This window comes from Lactiplantibacillus sp. YT640 (assembly GCF_049745435.1).
Lineage (GTDB): Bacteria > Bacillota > Bacilli > Lactobacillales > Lactobacillaceae > Lactiplantibacillus > Lactiplantibacillus plantarum.
This window is the reverse complement of the sequence record NZ_JBMNVY010000001.1, coordinates 110,620-128,871: the sequence shown is the minus strand read 5'-3', so window position 1 is coordinate 128,871 and position 18,252 is coordinate 110,620. Positions and strand designations below refer to the sequence as shown.

The 18,252-nt window shown below is 43.5% G+C and carries 17 protein-coding genes; all 17 read left to right on the top strand.

Annotated elements, in window-relative coordinates:
- Positions 1 to 76 precede the first annotated feature (76 nt).
- Positions 77 to 805, top strand: a complete 729-nt coding sequence (locus ACOV1R_RS00615) for a response regulator transcription factor (RefSeq protein WP_003646617.1) — start codon at positions 77 to 79, stop codon at positions 803 to 805.
- A complete protein-coding gene (locus ACOV1R_RS00610) occupies positions 802 to 2,325 on the top strand; it encodes a sensor histidine kinase (protein ID WP_003642756.1) in 1,524 nt (507 codons plus the stop codon). The genes ACOV1R_RS00615 and ACOV1R_RS00610 overlap by 4 nt, the downstream gene beginning before the upstream one ends.
- Before the next feature lie 295 nt (positions 2,326 to 2,620).
- Positions 2,621 to 3,802, top strand: coding sequence for a class I SAM-dependent methyltransferase (locus tag ACOV1R_RS00605; protein WP_011101808.1), 1,182 nt, complete (start codon positions 2,621 to 2,623; stop codon positions 3,800 to 3,802).
- Between the two features lie 235 nt (positions 3,803 to 4,037).
- Positions 4,038 to 4,895, top strand: a complete 858-nt coding sequence (locus ACOV1R_RS00600) for a GRP family sugar transporter (protein ID WP_003642758.1) — start codon at positions 4,038 to 4,040, stop codon at positions 4,893 to 4,895.
- A gap of 220 nt (positions 4,896 to 5,115) precedes the next feature.
- Complete coding sequence (locus tag ACOV1R_RS00595) at positions 5,116 to 6,468, top strand: glucose-6-phosphate isomerase (RefSeq protein ID WP_003642759.1); 1,353 nt, start codon at positions 5,116 to 5,118, stop codon at positions 6,466 to 6,468.
- A gap of 425 nt (positions 6,469 to 6,893) precedes the next feature.
- Positions 6,894 to 7,085 (top strand): hypothetical protein, encoded by a 192-nt coding sequence (locus ACOV1R_RS00590; RefSeq protein WP_003646619.1) that lies wholly within the window; start codon positions 6,894 to 6,896, stop codon positions 7,083 to 7,085.
- A 404-nt stretch (positions 7,086 to 7,489) separates the two neighbouring features.
- On the top strand, positions 7,490 to 9,484 hold the full coding sequence (locus tag ACOV1R_RS00585) for an ATP-binding cassette domain-containing protein (RefSeq protein WP_128484976.1): 1,995 nt from the start codon (positions 7,490 to 7,492) through the stop codon (positions 9,482 to 9,484).
- 17 nt (positions 9,485 to 9,501) lie between these two features.
- Complete coding sequence (locus ACOV1R_RS00580) at positions 9,502 to 11,079, top strand: glycosyltransferase (protein WP_003642762.1); 1,578 nt, start codon at positions 9,502 to 9,504, stop codon at positions 11,077 to 11,079.
- Complete coding sequence (locus tag ACOV1R_RS00575; RefSeq protein WP_054519139.1) at positions 11,051 to 12,814, top strand: ABC transporter ATP-binding protein; 1,764 nt, start codon at positions 11,051 to 11,053, stop codon at positions 12,812 to 12,814. The genes ACOV1R_RS00580 and ACOV1R_RS00575 overlap by 29 nt, the downstream gene beginning before the upstream one ends.
- Before the next feature lie 637 nt (positions 12,815 to 13,451).
- Positions 13,452 to 13,583, top strand: a complete 132-nt coding sequence (locus tag ACOV1R_RS00570; RefSeq protein WP_003642764.1) for a hypothetical protein — start codon at positions 13,452 to 13,454, stop codon at positions 13,581 to 13,583.
- A gap of 171 nt (positions 13,584 to 13,754) precedes the next feature.
- On the top strand, positions 13,755 to 13,898 hold the full coding sequence (locus ACOV1R_RS00565; protein ID WP_003639252.1) for a hypothetical protein: 144 nt from the start codon (positions 13,755 to 13,757) through the stop codon (positions 13,896 to 13,898).
- Positions 13,899 to 13,928: 30 nt separating this feature from the next.
- A complete protein-coding gene (locus ACOV1R_RS00560; RefSeq protein ID WP_011101806.1) occupies positions 13,929 to 14,060 on the top strand; it encodes a hypothetical protein in 132 nt (43 codons plus the stop codon).
- Between the two features lie 32 nt (positions 14,061 to 14,092).
- Positions 14,093 to 14,224 carry a hypothetical protein gene (locus tag ACOV1R_RS00555; RefSeq protein WP_011101806.1) on the top strand — a complete coding sequence of 44 codons (132 nt, stop codon included), beginning with the start codon at positions 14,093 to 14,095 and terminating at the stop codon, positions 14,222 to 14,224.
- A gap of 32 nt (positions 14,225 to 14,256) precedes the next feature.
- Positions 14,257 to 14,400, top strand: coding sequence for a hypothetical protein (locus ACOV1R_RS00550; protein ID WP_011101805.1), 144 nt, complete (start codon positions 14,257 to 14,259; stop codon positions 14,398 to 14,400).
- Between the two features lie 31 nt (positions 14,401 to 14,431).
- Positions 14,432 to 14,563, top strand: a complete 132-nt coding sequence (locus ACOV1R_RS00545) for a hypothetical protein (protein ID WP_003642766.1) — start codon at positions 14,432 to 14,434, stop codon at positions 14,561 to 14,563.
- A gap of 78 nt (positions 14,564 to 14,641) precedes the next feature.
- Positions 14,642 to 14,773 carry a hypothetical protein gene (locus ACOV1R_RS00540; RefSeq protein ID WP_003642767.1) on the top strand — a complete coding sequence of 44 codons (132 nt, stop codon included), beginning with the start codon at positions 14,642 to 14,644 and terminating at the stop codon, positions 14,771 to 14,773.
- Between the two features lie 314 nt (positions 14,774 to 15,087).
- Complete coding sequence (locus tag ACOV1R_RS00535) at positions 15,088 to 18,234, top strand: MucBP domain-containing protein (protein WP_424742985.1); 3,147 nt, start codon at positions 15,088 to 15,090, stop codon at positions 18,232 to 18,234.
- Positions 18,235 to 18,252 lie beyond the last annotated feature (18 nt).

Below are 18,252 nucleotides of genomic sequence, written 5' to 3'. Positions count from 1 at the left end.
TGATAATAGATAGGTTAATAAATGATGATTAATCAACAAAGTTAGCAATCGTAATTAACTTGGAGGACGTTGCACTATGAAATTATTAATGATTGAAGATAATAAATCGGTCTCTGAAATGATGGCCATGTTTTTTAAGAAGGAAAAGTGGGATGCCCATTTTGCTTATGATGGCAATGAAGCTGTCGAAATGTTCAATGAAGATGTCGATGGCTGGGATATGGTGACGCTCGACTTGAACTTGCCAGGCAAGGATGGCATGCAAGTTAGTGCGGATATTCGCAAGGCTTCCCCAACTGTACCAATTATTATGTTGACGGCCCGTGATTCGGAAAGTGATCAGGTACTTGGCTTAGAGATGGGCGCTGATGATTATGTCACCAAGCCGTTTTCACCGATTACACTGATTGCTCGGATCAAGGCCCTTCATCGCCGAGCAGATTTGGCTAAGACCACGCCGGCTGACCAACCTGCCAGCACGGTGAGTTCCTTTGATGTTCAGACGGACCATTTTAAACTGAATACCAAGACGCGGGAAGCCTATTTAGCAGACAAACAAATTCAAGACTTGACCCCCAAAGAATTTGATTTATTGAAGACCTTAGCTCAAAAGCCGCGGCAAGTTTTCTCACGCGAACAACTTTTGCAACTGGTCTGGGATTATGAATATTATGGTGACGAACGTACTGTGGATGCACATATCAAAAAATTGCGCCAAAAGATTGAAAAAGCTGGGCCACAAATTATTCAGACGGTTTGGGGGGTCGGCTACAAGTTTGATGATAGTGGAGTTGACGCTCAATGAAACTGATTTATCAACAAATGCTAGCGTTCTTTGCCGTCATTATTACGGTAATCGTCGTCCTCGGATTTTCATTTATTCGAACGACTAGAACGATGCTTTATCAAAACTCATGGCAACAATTGCAGCAGTACGCCGCGAGTATTGAAAAGGAAGCTATTCGGTATAATACGAAGACTAATCAAGTTGTCGGGTTTAATCAACAATTTCTAAATGATGGGACCGTCATCTTACGAGATCAACATATTCACTTTTCGGTATATGATGCTAACAAAAAGTTGGTCTATCCAAGTGGTATGGGGACAACAATGAGTGGGACCCCTGGTGGCTCGATTTATGATCCCAAGATCTCAGCCAAAGATTGGAAGAAGCTGAAGCGGAATAAGATTATTACGCAGTCGCCCCACGTAACGTTCAGAACACGCAATCGTGATCAACCCGTGAATACACCGTCGTTGCGAACCATTGACGTTTTAGTGCCCCTTTTCTATAAGAATGGAGCAACGAAGAAGTTTGTTGGGGCCATCTCGATTGGGTCGTTTGAACAGACCTTGCAGGCCAATGAACAGCAGATCGAAAAAAATCTGTTCATTGCACTGTTAGTCTCGGGGATTGCGGCTCTGTTGTTAAGTTACATTTTGGCACGTTATTCCGTTCGTCGTATTAATCGATTGCGGTACGCGACGCACTCGGTCGCAAATGGTGATTTTGACATTCAAGTTGACAGTAATCATAAGGATGAGATTGATGACTTGGCGGATGATTTCAACGGCATGGTCAACTCCCTGCGAACTTCCAATGAAGAAATTAAGCGACAGGAAAAGCGGCGTCGGGAGTTTATGGCCGATGCGGCCCACGAAATGCGAACGCCGTTGACTACGATCAATGGTATTTTGGAAGGGTTAGCGTACGATGCTATTCCAGAAGAAGACAAGGGTCATTCAATTGAACTGATGCAAAATGAGACGAAACGGTTGATTCGACTAGTCAATGAGAACTTGGATTACGAAAAAATTCGAACCGGACAGATTGCTTTGAACAAGACCAATTTTGATGGCGCCGAGGTTTTGCATAACTTAGTTGAACAGCTCACAAAGAAAGCGGCCGCCGCGGATGATGAATTCAAGCTGACGGTTCCCGAGAAACTGCCAGTATGGGCCGATTATGATCGCTTTGTTCAGGTCTTGTTTAACATCATGCAGAATGCCATTCAGTTTTCACAAGCTAACGTGATCGAAGTAACGGGTAGCCGTACGGATCATGCGACGGTTGTCGCGATTCAAGACCATGGGATTGGGATGACACCGGACCAAGTCAAAAATATTTGGGAACGGTATTATAAGGCTGACCCATCACGAAAGAATACGAAGTATGGTGAATCAGGTTTAGGGCTAGCGATTTCACATCAATTAGTCCAACAACATGGTGGTTCGATCAAGGTTGACAGTGTGGAGAACGAAGGGACGTGCTTTACCGTTACTTTCCCAGATGAAGGTTTTGATAAACCGATTATTGATGATTAACGTGATAGTTTAAAGCGGGTAAATCCGTACGGACCGGGCTTGGGGATCGTAATGATCTCGAGGCCCGGTTTTGCTAATGCGGGGTAACGGTGGGCCATAGCAATAACCCATCATTAATAGTAGGAACGGACGTTTAATAGTAATCGATTGCGGACCTTAAGCCTAATACTTTTCAGCGATTGACACTGTTCTACCTCGCACTCTGAGGCTAAATATGTTACCCTTAACAAGGCTGCAAACAGCGATTTATCAATAGTTTAGATAAGATTTGAAATGAATAGGAGAAACAACAACTATGCAAAGAGTACAAATTACGGGAAATTCGCAACGTAAAGTCAAGGACGGCTATCCTTTACTCGTACAAGATGATCTCAAGGATCCGAGTATGAAACTAACCGATGGCTCTTTTGTGGCGTTAATGGCAAGTTCTCAATTTATGGGCTACGCGCTGATTGCGAAGCATCGTCGGCAACTAGGCTGGGTCTTGAGCTTGGATGAAAGTGAGACGCCAACGACCGATTACTTTCGTAAGTTATTCAAACAGGCGTTGGTCCGGCGAGCAACGAGCATGGATCCACAGTTACCACAACGGGTCTTCAATGCGGATGGCGACGGTCTCGGCGGGTTAGCAATCGATCGTTATCAAGATTACTATGTCTTTACATGGTACGCACAAGGTGTTTACCAGCAACGCGAAATGATCTATGCGGCTTTTGAAGCGGCTACTGAACATCAATTTAAAGGCATCTATGCGAAATTACGATTTAATGTCGAAGAAGCTAACTTAAAGAGTCAACTCGTCACGGGTGAAGCAGCACCAGAGCCGTTATTAGTGACTGAAGGCGCGGTGACGTATCCATTACACCTTGCTGATGATTTAACGACCGGGTTACTATTAGATATGCGTCCCATCCGGGAATGGTTGGCCGGAGCCGAATTGCAAGGTAAGACGGTCTTGAACTTGTTTAGCCAGGAAAATGGGGTTACGGCTGCTGCTGCCGTTGCGGGTGCTGCCAAGACGATTTCCATTGAAACAAGTAAGAAGGGTGCCAAAGAGACCGCTGATCAATTGGCGGTCAATAATATTGACCCTGATAAGCAGGAAATTCGAGCAATCGAAGTGAACAGCTATCTAGATTACGCCCAGAAGCACCGACTAAGTTATGACGTTGTTGTCGTAACGGCACCGACTTTTGCGCGGGTGAAAAAGCAGAAGTTCCAAGTTGCAACTGATTTAACTGACTTATTGACAGCGACCTTACCAGTTGTTCGGCGTGATGGGCAATTAGTGATTGCAACGACTGCGAATAATTTTTCAATGAAGAAGTTTAAAGCCGCGGTCACGGCGGCCTTTGTGGGCAGTGATCGGCACTTCACACTTAGTGAGACGTTCCGGTTACCAGCAGACTTCGTGACGCGCAAGGCTTACTTGGCAAGCAACTATTTGAAGGTTCTGGTTTTGACACTCGATAAGTAGTGTGTGCGCCATAATTTAAGTGGAATAGAAAAAAATTTTAAAGGGTATTTCGGGGACCGTTTTCATTAATTGAAAACGGTCCCTATCGCTAAGAAAACGAATTCATGAAAATATAAAAAATAATTATATTTAACCCTGAATCCCTGATTGTGACTGGTAAAACGGTTACTTAACTGGTAAAATAATTCCTTGTCGTTAGGCAAGAGAGAAAACATAGAAATGAGGATTATTAGTAATGGGAATTCTAATTGCACTGATTCCTGCGATTGCGTGGGGCAGTATCGGCTTAATTAGTGGCCGAATGGGCGGTACCGCTCGGCAACAGACCCTTGGGATGACCATGGGAGCCTTGGTATTTGGCTTGGCACTCTGGGCCGTAGAACAGCCAACTTTAACAAGCAAAATTTGGTTGATTGGGATTGTCTCTGGGTTATTCTGGAGTATTGGTCAAGGTCAACAATTTACGTCAATGAAGGCGGTTGGTATTTCACGGACTACGCCGATTTCAACTGGGATGCAACTGGTTGCTAATGCGTTGGCCGGTGTGCTGTTATTCAATGAATGGCACGGAAACATGTATTGGATTGGCTCCGCTTCTGTAATTGTGTTGATTGCCGGGGCTGTTTTAACTTCCTTAACTGATAAGACTGATCCGAACCGTAGTGCTTCTGAAAATTGGGGTGTTGGGATTCGTGCCTTGATCTTATCAACGATTGGATACGCTGGCTATACGATTGTGGTCCATTATGGTAACGTCAATGCACAGGCAGTTGTAATGCCTCAAGCTGTTGGGATGTTGCTGGGTGCTTTGATCTGGTCCTTTAAGGATAAGCCATGGGTTGTTAAAGCAACTTATCGTAATATCGTCACTGGTCTGGTCTGGGGTATTGGGAATCTCTTCATGTTTATGGCAATGGCCCAAATCGGACAAGCTGTCGCATACTCCCTTTCGCAAATGGGAATTGTTATTTCGACGTTTGGGAGTATCTACCTCTTAGGAGAGCACAAGACGAAGCGAGAAATGGTTTACGTGGTGATTGGCTCGATCCTGGTCATTGTTGGTGGGGTCGCGTTATCCTTAATGAAGGCTTAGTAAAGCTTTACTAAAAAATTAATTATTTGATTTACAGATTAAAAAAATCTGTTGAAGGTGCGGTAACGGTAAGTTATCAGCACCTTTTTTGTTAATAATTGTATTTATTTTTTACACAAATGACGAAAATTTACGAAAAAAGGGAGGAAGCGCTTTTCATTATTAGGCGAGCTATTGTATAATATGACATGTAAATACGTATAGAAAGAGGTAATAGTAAATGGCACACATTTCATTTGACAGCTCTAATTTAACTAAGTTCGTCCATAATAACGAACTTGGCGAAATGCAAGCTATGGTCACAGCTGCTGATAAGGAGCTGCGTGAAGGAACCGGCGCCGGTAATGATTTCCGTGGCTGGTTAAATTTACCAACAGATTACGATAAGGAAGAATTTGCACGGATTAAAACCGCTGCAAAGAAGATTCAAGACGATTCAGACGTCCTCGTTGTAATCGGGATTGGTGGTTCATACCTCGGTGCACGGGCAGCCATTGAATTCTTACACGAAACTTTCTGGTCATCACTTTCACGTGAAGACCGTAAATTCCCACAAGTTGTCTTTGCTGGGAACTCAATCTCATCTTCATACGTCAACGACTTAATTCACTTAATCGGCGACCGTGACTTCTCTGTTAACATCATTTCGAAGTCAGGGACTACGACGGAACCTTCAATTGCATTCCGGGTCTTCAAGGAACGTTTAATCGCGAAGTATGGTGAAGAAGCTGCTAAGGGCCGGATCTATGCCACAACTGACCGCAAGCGCGGTGCGTTGAAGCAAGAAGCTGACGCTGAAGGCTACGAAACCTTTGTTATTCCTGATGATGTTGGTGGTCGTTTCACTGTTTTGACACCAGTTGGTTTGTTACCAATTGCGGTATCAGGCGGCGACATCGATTCATTAATGAAGGGTGCTGCGGATGCCCAAAATGAATACAAAGATGCCGATTTATCTAAGAACGAAGCTTACCAATACGCTGCTTACCGGAACATCTTGTACCGGAAGGGCTACACCACTGAAATTCTTGAAAACTACGAACCAAACATGGCGATGTTCTCAGAATGGTGGAAGCAATTAATGGGTGAATCTGAAGGGAAAGACCAAAAGGGGATCTACCCATCATCAGCTAACTTTACGACTGACTTACACTCATTGGGTCAATATATCCAAGAAGGCCGTCGTAACTTGATGGAAACGGTCGTTAAAGTTGACAACGCTACTAGTGATGTTGACATTCCTAAGGAAACCGAAAACCTTGATGGGTTGAAGTATCTTGAAGGCAAGACGATGGCTCAAGTTAACACCAAAGCTTTCGAAGGGGTTATTATGGCCCACGTTGATGGCGGTGTTCCTAACATGGTCGTTAACATTCCTTCACAGGATGCCTATACGTTAGGTTACACGATGTACTTCTTTGAAGCTGCAGTTGCCATTTCTGGTTACTTGAACGGGATCAACCCATTCAACCAACCTGGTGTTGAAGCTTACAAGAACAACATGTTCGCCTTACTTGGCAAGCCTGGTTACGAAGAATTAACTAAGAAGTTAACCGCACGTCTTAGTGACTAAGGTGCTAGCACTTTAGAAATTAAGATGGAAGCTCCTAAAACAAACAACTATCAGCTGGCTGATAGGCTGCTTGTTTTGGGGGCTTTTTGCTTGTCTTTCTGACGCTGTGTTCGTAGCTGTTATTGAGCGTCGTCGCTAATCTAAAATTTATGAATCACAACGTTGTTGGCGAAATGAATCGCTACGTCCGCAAGATGACCCTAATTTAACATGGTGACGCTCGTAATTTTTGACCGCACTGGTCGCACTAACTTTGAATGACATCACGCAATGAAAAATCTGCCGACCTATCTCGAGTTTAATCGTGAGTGGTTGGCATGTGATTTAACAGCAGACGGGTTATAATAGATTAGGTGTTAAAGGACAAATATAGTCATGCATGGTAGTTGCTCGCAACGATGTGTGATGTACGTGAGGAGTTTGAGATGCGTAAATTAAACATTATCGAAAGTATCATTATTGTTCTCGGGTTACTAGTCTTTTGGCTGGGGAGTGAAGTGACAGTAATCAGGCAACAATTGCCATGGTTGCAATTTGCAGGGCTGATTGTCGTATTTGTGACTGGTTTAGCGGATGCGATTTACCGCGTGGTCACGAAGCGGTCCTTTTTTAAGTAGGAATCCTGCTGATTGAAGTTGGAGTCATTAGGTGTAATTTAATACGATGAAGCGTCCGTTACTGGCAGTCAGTGTGCCTAGTAATGGACGCTTTTTAGTTCATGCCTTGAATGTGTGGGGTGCTTGGATTTATCTCTGCTGACGGTTAAGTCGTGATTGCCGTCATAAAATAAGTTCGAAATAGAAAAAATTTTATTGTAAAAATCAGCAAAATGGGTGATATTTTACAAATTGTAACTACCAAGTAGGCGGTTTATTAGGATTTAGGATGATTATAATTTTAATTATGAATGATGACCACAGGTATTCAATAACACTTTACATCATTCACCAAAAATCGCAATGTTATTAATGAGGAAATACATTGTGGGGAATGTAGTTAATAAAATAGTGGAGGTACATATATGAGCTTTTTAGAATTACACGATATTCGTAAGGCCTATACCTTAAATCACCAAGAGAATGTCATCTTGAAGGGCATTAATCTAAACTTCGAACGGGGGGAGTTTATTTCCATTCTTGGGGAGTCTGGTGGTGGTAAGTCAACGTTAATGAATATTATTGGTGGCTTGGATCATCATTATGATGGAGATGTCTTGTTAGACGGCCAATCCTTGCGTTCAATGAATGTGCGGCAAATGGACCGGTATCGTCGGGAGACAATCGGGTTTATCTTTCAGAACTTTAACTTGGTAAGTTACCTAACTGTCTTGGATAACGTCATGCTTTCATTAAAGATGACTAAGACGTCCCATGCGCAACAAGTCCAGCAAGCACAGGACCTACTCAAGCGGGTGGGACTTGAGCAACAGACGCACCAGTATCCAAATGAACTATCCGGTGGTCAAAAGCAACGGGTCGCCATCGCTCGCGCACTAGCCAGTGACCCCGATATTATTATCGCAGATGAGCCGACCGGGGCGTTGGATAGTGAAAATACCCAAGAAGTAATGGATATTTTATACTCAATCGCTGCAGAAGGTAAACTTGTGATCACCGTGACCCATTCGCAGGAAGTGGCTGACTACGGGACGCGGATCGTTCATTTGGATGACGGCCAGATTCATGACGAATTAGTGATCGGGGCGCCTTTCGACGTGGTCGATAAGCAACCGACGCGTTACCGAACACTTGGCTTTCGGCAGATGTTCCGGATGTCCATGCAACATATGCGTCGAATGTGGCTTCGTTACCTGCTGATTATCTTTGGATCGTCGATCGGGATCAGTAGTATCGTCGTAATGCTGGGCTTGGGATCAGGGATTAAAAATTATATGAATCACCAGATTACGTCTCAAGTTAATCCAACCGCTGTCCAAGTATCAAAGAAGACGGGGAAAGTCAGCACGGCTGCGCGTAAAAAAGCAACCAGTGCAGCAGCTTACAAAGCAGCGGTTAACCAAGAACAAGTCACAGCCGCGAAGAATGCCGAAGTGACGACTGCAAACGTCAAACAATTAGCGGCTATCAAACATGTTAAGTCTGCTAAGCTGGGCTATTACACGAGCACACAAGCGAGTTATAAAAAAACAACCGTGACGGCCAGTCTCCAGACGGATAACCCCACAATTTTGAGTAAGACAATTAAGGACGGTTCACGTCCTGAAAATGGTCAAGTTTTGATTGGTCGTAAGTTAGCTAAGAAGATGGTGGGTAAGAAAAATTATCAACAAGCGCTCAATAAGAAGTTGACCGTTAAATTGGCAACGGTTAATCGCAAGAATCAGTCCGTAACGGTCAGTCAGACGCTGACCGTCAGCGGAATTACGGGTAGCGATGATACTAGCGTCGTGGTCTTACCACAAACCGTCAAAAAGATGTTAACTGCTAAGAATGTGGCTTATCGACCAAATTTTGCCATTGTTCAAATAGATAAATTGGCGAATGTTAAGCAAGTCGAACACCAAATCAAGGCAATCAAGGGAACGAATAAGAAGCAACAGTATAACTATACCGGAATCGGTGATTTAATTGATTCATTGAATACCTATATTCGTTTAGCCACTAACGTATTGACCGGGGTGGCTGGTATTGCGTTATTAGTCTCAGCAATTATGATCATTGTTGTCCTGTACGTCAGCGTTTCTGAACGGACTCGTGAAATTGGGGTTTTGCGCGCACTTGGCGCCCGCAAACGCGATATTAGTCATTTGTTCTTTGCTGAGGCCTTAACTATCGGGGTATTAGCCGCCGTTATGGGGTTACTGTTTGGAGAAGGTTGGCAATTCTTAGGCAATATGGCCATCTATAGCTTAATTAAGTATCCAATCGTTCGAATCTCCGGGGCAGCAATGCTGGGCGGCATTACAGTCAGTGTTGTCATCAGTTTATTGGCTGCTTTGGCACCGGCACATATGGCGGCACGGTTGGATCCAGTCGAGAGTTTATCACATGAATAAAAGCGGGGGCGTAGCAAATGTATTTCTTTATTACGAGCAAAATTGATTCGACGCCATCAGCTATTGAGTTAGCCATGATTCAGCGTCAAAAATTATTCACAAAGCACCGGGTACCTGCGTTGATCGTGACCCGTAACTTTGTACGCGATTTACATCATAATATGCAACTCATTGGGTATGATGATGAGTTCCAGGTCAATATGTATGATTATTTTCAAGGCACTACGAATTACGAAGGCGAACCGTTAACTGCGGCCAATTATCCACGGGTGACGGGTGAAACGCTGGAACGGGTCAGCGCTAATGAATTTGACGTCATTCAACGGGAACAACGGCAAAAAGCACTGATGTTAAATGCGCAGGGGAATATTGATTACGTCGATATTCTCAATCCACAGGGCGCGGTCAGCCGTCGAGACTATTATGATACGCGGGGCTTCTTAACGGTGGCCCAGTACTTTGATGACAAGCAGAATATTGTGTTAGAGCAACACTGTAATTTACAACAACAGCCTGTCTTAGAGACGTTTTTCCGGCCAAATGAGAAGCAACAACCAGTTGCCACTCATCAACGGCTGTTAAACTATCACGGGCATAATTACGAATTTGAGGACTGGGATCAGCTGACTGCCTTTTTCTTAGACGCGTTAAATACTGAGTATGGCGGTCACGGAACCATGATCGTGGATCGTAGTGATGCTGGGATGAATCCGATTGTTAAAATGTCCACAGCAGCGCGCAAGTATGAGTTCTTACACAGTAATTTCACGCTGGACCCACTTGACGTTGTGAACTCACCAATTGTGCCGTACACTCAAATCGGGTTAGATCACGCCAGTCAAATGGCTGGTTTGATCATGTCCACGCAAGAAGAGTGTGATGATATGACGAACCACATTCATAATGTGATTCCAACTTTAGCGATTCCAGTTGGTAGTGTAAGTGACGAACAATTAGCAGCTCGTCCGGTTGACTTTAAGGATCGGATTGAGGGCAAGGTGATTGCCGTTGCTCGCTTATCGGCAGAGAAAAATTTGGAACAATTGATTAAGGCGGTCGCCTATGTTCATGAAAAACAGTCGAATGTGACCTTAGATATTTATGGTTATGGTGATTCATGGACTGGATTTAAAGAAGAAAATCGGTTGCGAGCCTTGGTCAGTTCGCAACGTTGGCAGTCATTTATCACGTTTAAGGGCTTTGAGCGCGATTTGACACCGGTCTATAACCAAGCACAACTGATGGTCCTTACTAGCCAATATGAGGGCTTTAACTTAGGTATTTTAGAAGGGTTAAGTCATGGCGTTCCGGTGGTTGCCTATGACATTAAGTATGGTCCGGCAACGATGATTACGGATGGTGAAAATGGGCGATTGATCACCCCCAATAATTTAGTTGAATTGGGCAAGGTGATTTTAACGCTCTTACAACACCCTAAACAGTTGGCGAAGATGAGTGAACGGGCATATGGCAACAGTAGCCGTTTTTCTGAGGCTATGATTTGGCAACGTTGGAATGATCATGTCATTCAGCCTGATATTCAAGCAATGAGGGGAGTTACAACCAATGGAAACGCATATCACGTCATCGGCTAAACAACCACATGCCAAGTATGGGACCCGTGATTTATTGAGATTGATCATGACCCATGCTCACCCGAAGAAGGGACTCTTTGTGATTGGAATCCTGTTGTCGTTTGTCGCAACGATTTGTAGTCTTGGCATTACGTTGATGTTGAAGGAGTTTATCGACGCCTTTAACCATGGTACTTCGGGTCAACTGTTGCTTCGGTTAGGCGCTGTGATTGTCGTGCAGCTATTTGCAAGTGTTGCGTCGAGTTTTCTACTTAGTTATACGGGGGTCGACGCCGTTTCGACGTTGCGGAGCGCGTTATGGCAACATATCGTGGACTTGCCGATTCCATATTTTGACCATAACCGGACGGGGGAACTGTCTAGTCGGGTAGTTAACGATACATCGACGATTTTTGAATTGATTTCAAGTCAGTTTTCGAATGCCATTAATGGGATCATCTCAATTGTGGGTTCCTTGACGTTAATGTTGTTATTAAACTTCCGCTTAACGATTATTATTTTAATTGTGGTTCCATTGATGGCCGTGATCATTGTGCCAATGGGTCAAGTGTTAGCGCGGATCTCCAAAGCGATTCAAAAAGAAACGGCCAACTTAAATAGTGCAGCAGTACAAATGATTGGTCAAAATCGGTTAGTGAAAGCAATGGTTGCTGAAAAGGCACTGAAACAACAGGGAAAAGATCAAGTTGATCGGATCAAAGGCTTCAGTGTCCGTCAAATCAAGCTGATCTCGGTGCTTAATCCAGTGCTAAACATCATGTTACTGGCCGCAATTTTCATTATCATTGTTTATGGTGGGATCTTGGTACAAACGAACGCGTTGACAATTGGAAGTTTAGTAGCTTTCTTAATGTATGCCGTTCAAATGATTTCACCACTGAGTAGCGTAACTGGCTTAGTGACTGCCTTGCAACAAACGGTCGGGGCAACTGAGCGAATCGACAACATTTTAGATAGTCCGGAAGAAGATAAGCGGTTGTCAGGCGAAACGCTGTCAAAAATCGATACGGTCGACTTTGATCACGTCGATTTTGGCTACGAAAGTGATAAACCGGTGCTTAAGGACATTGATTTGACAATTCATCGCGGTGAGCGGATTGCCTTGATTGGTGAGAGTGGTAGCGGGAAAACGACCTTAGTTTCGCTCTTAGAGGCTTACTATACGCCAACTCGTGGTGAGCTGGACGTGAACGGCGAGACAATGGCCAGTTATACGATTCCCTCGATTCGTAATCAGATCGGCTACGTGAGCCAAGAAGTAGACTTGATGCCCGGGACGATTCGCGATAATCTCCTGTTAGGTTCGACGGAACCGGTCCCTGATGAACAATTGAGTGCGTTGTTGACACAAGTCGGCTTAGCGGACTGGCTAGCTGAACTGTCAGCTGGTCTTGATACGGACGTCGGTGAACGGGGCTTGAATGTTTCTGGTGGGCAGCGGCAACGTTTGGCCATCGTCCGGGCACTCGTCCGCCACCCGTCGTTATTGATTTTAGACGAAGCGACGGCTAGTCTTGATAATCAGAACCAAGAACGGGTGACCCAGCTCTTGGCGACGTTACCAGCTGACCTGACGACTATTACGATTGTCCATCGGTTAAACCAGATCGAAGCTTATCCGCGAATTCTCTTCATGGAGGATGGTCAGATTACGGGTGATGGCAATCATGAGTCCTTATTAGCAACCCATGAACGTTATCGTGACTTTTATCGGCTGCAGTATCAACACGGTTAAAAAAGGCCTTAGTGAAATATTGTTTGATTATTAAAATTAGTAAGTGGTTATTGCTGAGTGTTGGCAATAGCCACTTTTTTGATCCGAAAATATGTATTTAACTGGATAATGATGGTTACGGCGTGAAATAAAACCGCCGTAAAAAATATAAAAAGTATTAATAATTTTAATAATAAGTCGAAAAAAGCGATATTTATAATTATTTTTTAGGGAATAAATTTCCCGATGGTATGGTTCATAATTCGGAAAAAAAGAGGGGATGTCGCACCAAGTAACTACGCTGAAATGCTGATATTATCAGGGGTTTAAACGCTTTCTACTGGCATAGTTAACTGGTGATAAATATAAATAATATTGATATTGGACACAAATTTTGACCGTTAATGAAACGCGTAAGTTGTCCATAGTATACACATTTACTGATTGAATATGATACTGCCCTGTATTTATTCAAATATTAGTAATTTTATTGACGATTGTGGGGCGAATTAGTTAATATTTAAATCGTAAACGAGGTTACTTGTTTCATGTTCGCATTAGTAATCAATATTAGTTATTTAACAGACTAAATTAAATTAATGATTATTGAGCTGCTAATTTGTGAACAATTTGTAAATTTTCTAAGGAGGATATTAACATGAGTTTCTTCAGTGATTTACATCTCTTACCAGGGACCCACACATCATCACATACTAGTTATGTCAGCAACCAACCACTTGGTACTTTCTATCAGTTTGTGTTGAACGTGATTGCCGCAATCAAAGGTTAAGCGTTGCTAGAGACGGGTGTTAGGGAATTCAATGATTAATTAGTTGAATTTTCTAACCGTTTAATCAAGTTTGTCGGAATTTAATTTGTTTTCCAAACTCTCAAGTCTTGCCATACAAGTGGCTAGGCTTGGGGATTTAACCATTAACTAACTTAAAAGGAGGAGTTATTCATGAGTTTCTTTACTGATTTGCACTTCTTACCGGGAACCCACACGTCATCATACACATCAAGTGTTTCAAATGACATCTTCGGTGGCTTCCACAGCTTCATCTTAAACTTGATTCCTGCAATCAAGAGTTTGTTCAGCAAATAATCATAGTTAATTTTATAGGAGGATTTCAACATGAGTTTCTTTAACGATTTCCACGTATTACCAGGTACGCATACGTCATCATACACATCAAGTGTTTCAAACGATATCTTCGGTGGTTTCCACAGCTTCGTCTTGAACTTGATTGCTGCATTCAAAAAGTAATTTAGTCAAACAATCATAGGAGGATTTACATTATGAGTTTCTTTAACGATTTCCACGTACTACCAGGTACACATACGTCATCATACACATCAAGTGTTTCAAACGATATCTTTGGTGGCTTCCACAGCTTCGTCTTGAACTTGATCGCTGCATTCAAAAAGTAATTTAGTCAAACAATTATAGGAGGATTTACATTATGAGTTTCTTTAACGATTTCCACGTATTACCAGGTACGCATACGTCATCATACACATCAAGTGTTTCAAACGACATCTTCGGTGGTTTCCATAGCTTTATCTTAAACTTGATTCCTGCAATCAAGAGCTTATTCAGCAAGTAATCAAAACTAATCTTTTAGGAGGATTTATATTATGAGTTTCTTTAACGATTTCCACGTATTACCAGGTACGCATACGTCATCATACACATCAAGTGTTTCAAATGATATCTTTGGTGGCTTGCACAGCTTCATCTTGAACGTTATTAAAGCGATCAAGGGATAATCTATTTCGATAAACTAATTAATTAATATATTAATTAATGTCTTGATATTATTTAGATAATGAGGGAGGATATACATTATGAGTTTCTTTTCAGATTTACACTTTTTACCAGGTACGCATACTTCATCACACACCAGCTACGTTAGCAACCAACCACTTGGTACTTTCTACCAATTCGTATTGAACGTAATTGCTGCATTCAAAGGCTAATTAATTAACAATTAAAGGGGATTAATCTCATGAGTTTTTTCAATGATTTTCATATTTTACCAGGTACACACACATCATCATATACATCAAGTGTTTCCAACGACATCTTTGGTGGATTACACAGTTTTATCTTAAACGTAATTGCCGCATTCAAGGGCTAATTCGTTAAATATAACTGAAATGCCAACAAAATCGTTATGGTGTTATTAAGCACGACACGATAAGCACGACTAAGATGATGGGCTGGCAAGCGATTTGTCGCCCATCATTTTACATAAATGCAGAAAATCGTGGGTGCTCGGGGAGGATTCCATATGTCAAAAGATAATCAAAAAATGACCGGTGATTCGGTTTATCGGGTAAAGATGTATAAAGATGGCAAGCGTTGGGTTTATGCCGGCGCAACCACGTTAGCTTTGGCTGCAGGTTTAGTATTTGCCAACGTTAATGCTTCTGCTGATACTGCTGCTAGCTCAGACGCAACCACGGAACAAGTTTCTAGTGCTGCCAGCTCTGCTGCAACTAGTTCAACGGCGACTTCATCAGCTGCTACGGATGCCAGTTCTGCATCTTCAACTGCAACTTCAACGTCAAGTACGGCTAGCTCAACTGCTACTACTTCAAGTAGTGCTGCCAGCTCGACTGCTTCTTCAGCTGCTACGTCAACAACGAGTGCGGCTAGTTCTTCAGCTGCAACTGTCAGTGCGACTACACCAGCAAGCAGTGATGCGACATCGACTTCAACGGCAACTGTTGCAGCAACGGCTGCTAAGGCATCAGTTGCAACACCAGCTTCTGCTGCAGCAACGGCAACCACAACTGCTACGACCACGGCTGCGACTACAGCCCCAACAGTAACGGCACCAGCTTCTGAAGCTGCTAATCAAACTGCTGCTGGCTCAGTTGACGCTGGAACATTGACGAGTGCTACTCAGTCGGGTGGTTCGGGCAACTTACAAGACCAAGCACAATACATTCAGGAAAATGTTGATGGCACGAACATCAAAGTTACTGCCGGGCATACGTACGCAGTTGCCATCCGGTTAACCAAGAGCCAAGCGCTTGATTGGGCTAATGCTTCTGGTCAAGTTTCAATTGCGCCAAATGGTTCCAACAGTAATGGCACTTGGACTGCCGTTGAATACGCAACTGAATCCGGTAAGGAATACAGTTACGCAGCTGGTGCTTCAACTGCCACTGTGGACATCACGAAGCTAACTGATGCTGATAGTTATGTCACTGTTCTCTATACTTTCAAAGCTAACGACGACGCGACGACGGGTAGCCGGGCTGCATATTTGGAATTTACAGGGACTACCTCAGTTAATAAGTTATCAACTAATACTAACAACACTGATGCCAATCAGCAGATTGAGGCTTGGAGCTATGCAACCCAAGTAATGGATACTTCTGTTGCCGCTGGTACGGTCGTTGTCCATTACGTTGATGAAAACGGCAATAAGATTGCGGATGACACGACTGTTCAAGGCGATGTTGACAATACTTACACCGTTACACCTGCTACTTTCAGTAATTACACGTTAGATACGACTAAGTCCAGTGCTTTGACTGGAACAGTTGCCGCTGACACCACTGATTCTGATGGTAATGTGACGGCTGCTGGTACTGAATTGACGTTAGTCTACTCACAAAATACCGAAGCTTCAAACTTGACTGTTAACTACGTTGATGCTGATGGCAATACGATCTTACCTTCTAAGACTTATACAGAAGGTGCTGATGGTACTGCAGCTGAAGTTGGCGGTGCTTACAGTGTAAATGCCGCTTCGATTGACGGTTATACCTTAACGGGTGATGCAACCCAAACTGGGACTTTTGTTTCTGGTGGTAACACGGTTACCTTCACTTATACGAAGGATGCAGCCCCAGTTGAACAATCAACGGTTACGGTAAACTACGTTGATGCTGATGGTAACACGATCAAGGCCGCTACGACCCAAACTTTGGATAACGGTTCAACTTATACGGTTGAAACGCCAACGATTGATGGTTACACTTACAAGTCAGCTGATGCCGCTTTGACTGGTACGGTTGATGGCAATAAGACGATTACCTTAACTTACACCAAGAATGCCACCCCAGTTGAACAATCAACGGTTACGGTAAACTACGTTGATGCTGATGGTAACACGATCAAGGCCGCTACGACCCAAACTTTGGATAACGGTTCAACTTATACGGTTGAAACGCCAACGATTGATGGTTACACTTACAAGTCAGCTGATGCCGCTTTGACTGGTACGGTTGATGGCAATAAGACGATTACCTTAACTTACACCAAGAATGCCACCCCAGTTGAACAATCAACGGTTACGGTAAACTACGTTGATGCTGATGGTAACACGATCAAGGCCGCTACGACCCAAACTTTGGATAACGGCTCAACTTATACGGTTGAAACGCCAACGATCGATGGTTACACTTACAAGTCAGCTGATGCCGCTTTGACTGGTACGGTTGATGGTAATAAGACGATTACCTTAACTTACACCAAGGATTCAACGACACCAGTTGAAAATAAAGCTAACTTGACGATCAATTATGTTGACGCTGATGGTAACACCATCAAAGCATCCAGCGTAACTGAATATATCGTTGGTCAAGCTTACACGGTTGGTCAACCAGAAATTGCTGGTTACACTTATGACCATGCCACTGGTGATGCCATTGCCGGAACGATTGCCTACAACGGTAACACAGTTACCCTTGTTTACACGAAGAACGGTGGCACTACTCCAACTGAACAAACTAAGACGATCACAGTTAACTATGTTGACGCAGATGGTAATACGATCAAGAGTGCGACGACCACAACTTACAAAGTTGGGGACACTTACACGGTCGCAACACCTTCAATCGATGGTTACACTTACAAGTCAGCTGATGGTGCTTTGAGTGGTACGGTGGCTGATGACGCGACGATCACCTTAACTTATGCTAAGAATGATAACGGCGGCTCAACGACTGCACCTACCACCGCACCTGGTACCGGTGACAATGGTAATAACGGTGGTGGCACGACGACAACCGCACCTACGACTGCACCTGGCACTGGTGACAACGTCAACGGTGGCGGTACTGGTACAACTACAACTGCTCCTGTTACGACGCCAAGTGACGATACTGTTGATAATGGTAATGGTTCATCAAACAACGGTTCATCAACGACGACTTCAACGGCACCAGCAACCACGGTTTCTGATGATGAAGTAACGCCAACGACGACGGCTACTACTAACAATGGGACTAGTGGGGTTGTTCCTGCATCAGCCTCATTGAAGCCAGTAGTTACGACTAAGACGACGACTTCAGACGCAAAGACGTTACCACAAACGGATGAAGACGAAAACGGGACTGCCTTGGCTGTCTTGGGTCTTTCAACCTTATTGATGGGTTCAGCGCTATACTTTGGCGTTTCTCGTCGGAAGCATGAAGCATAATAATTAGAATAGCTTGAT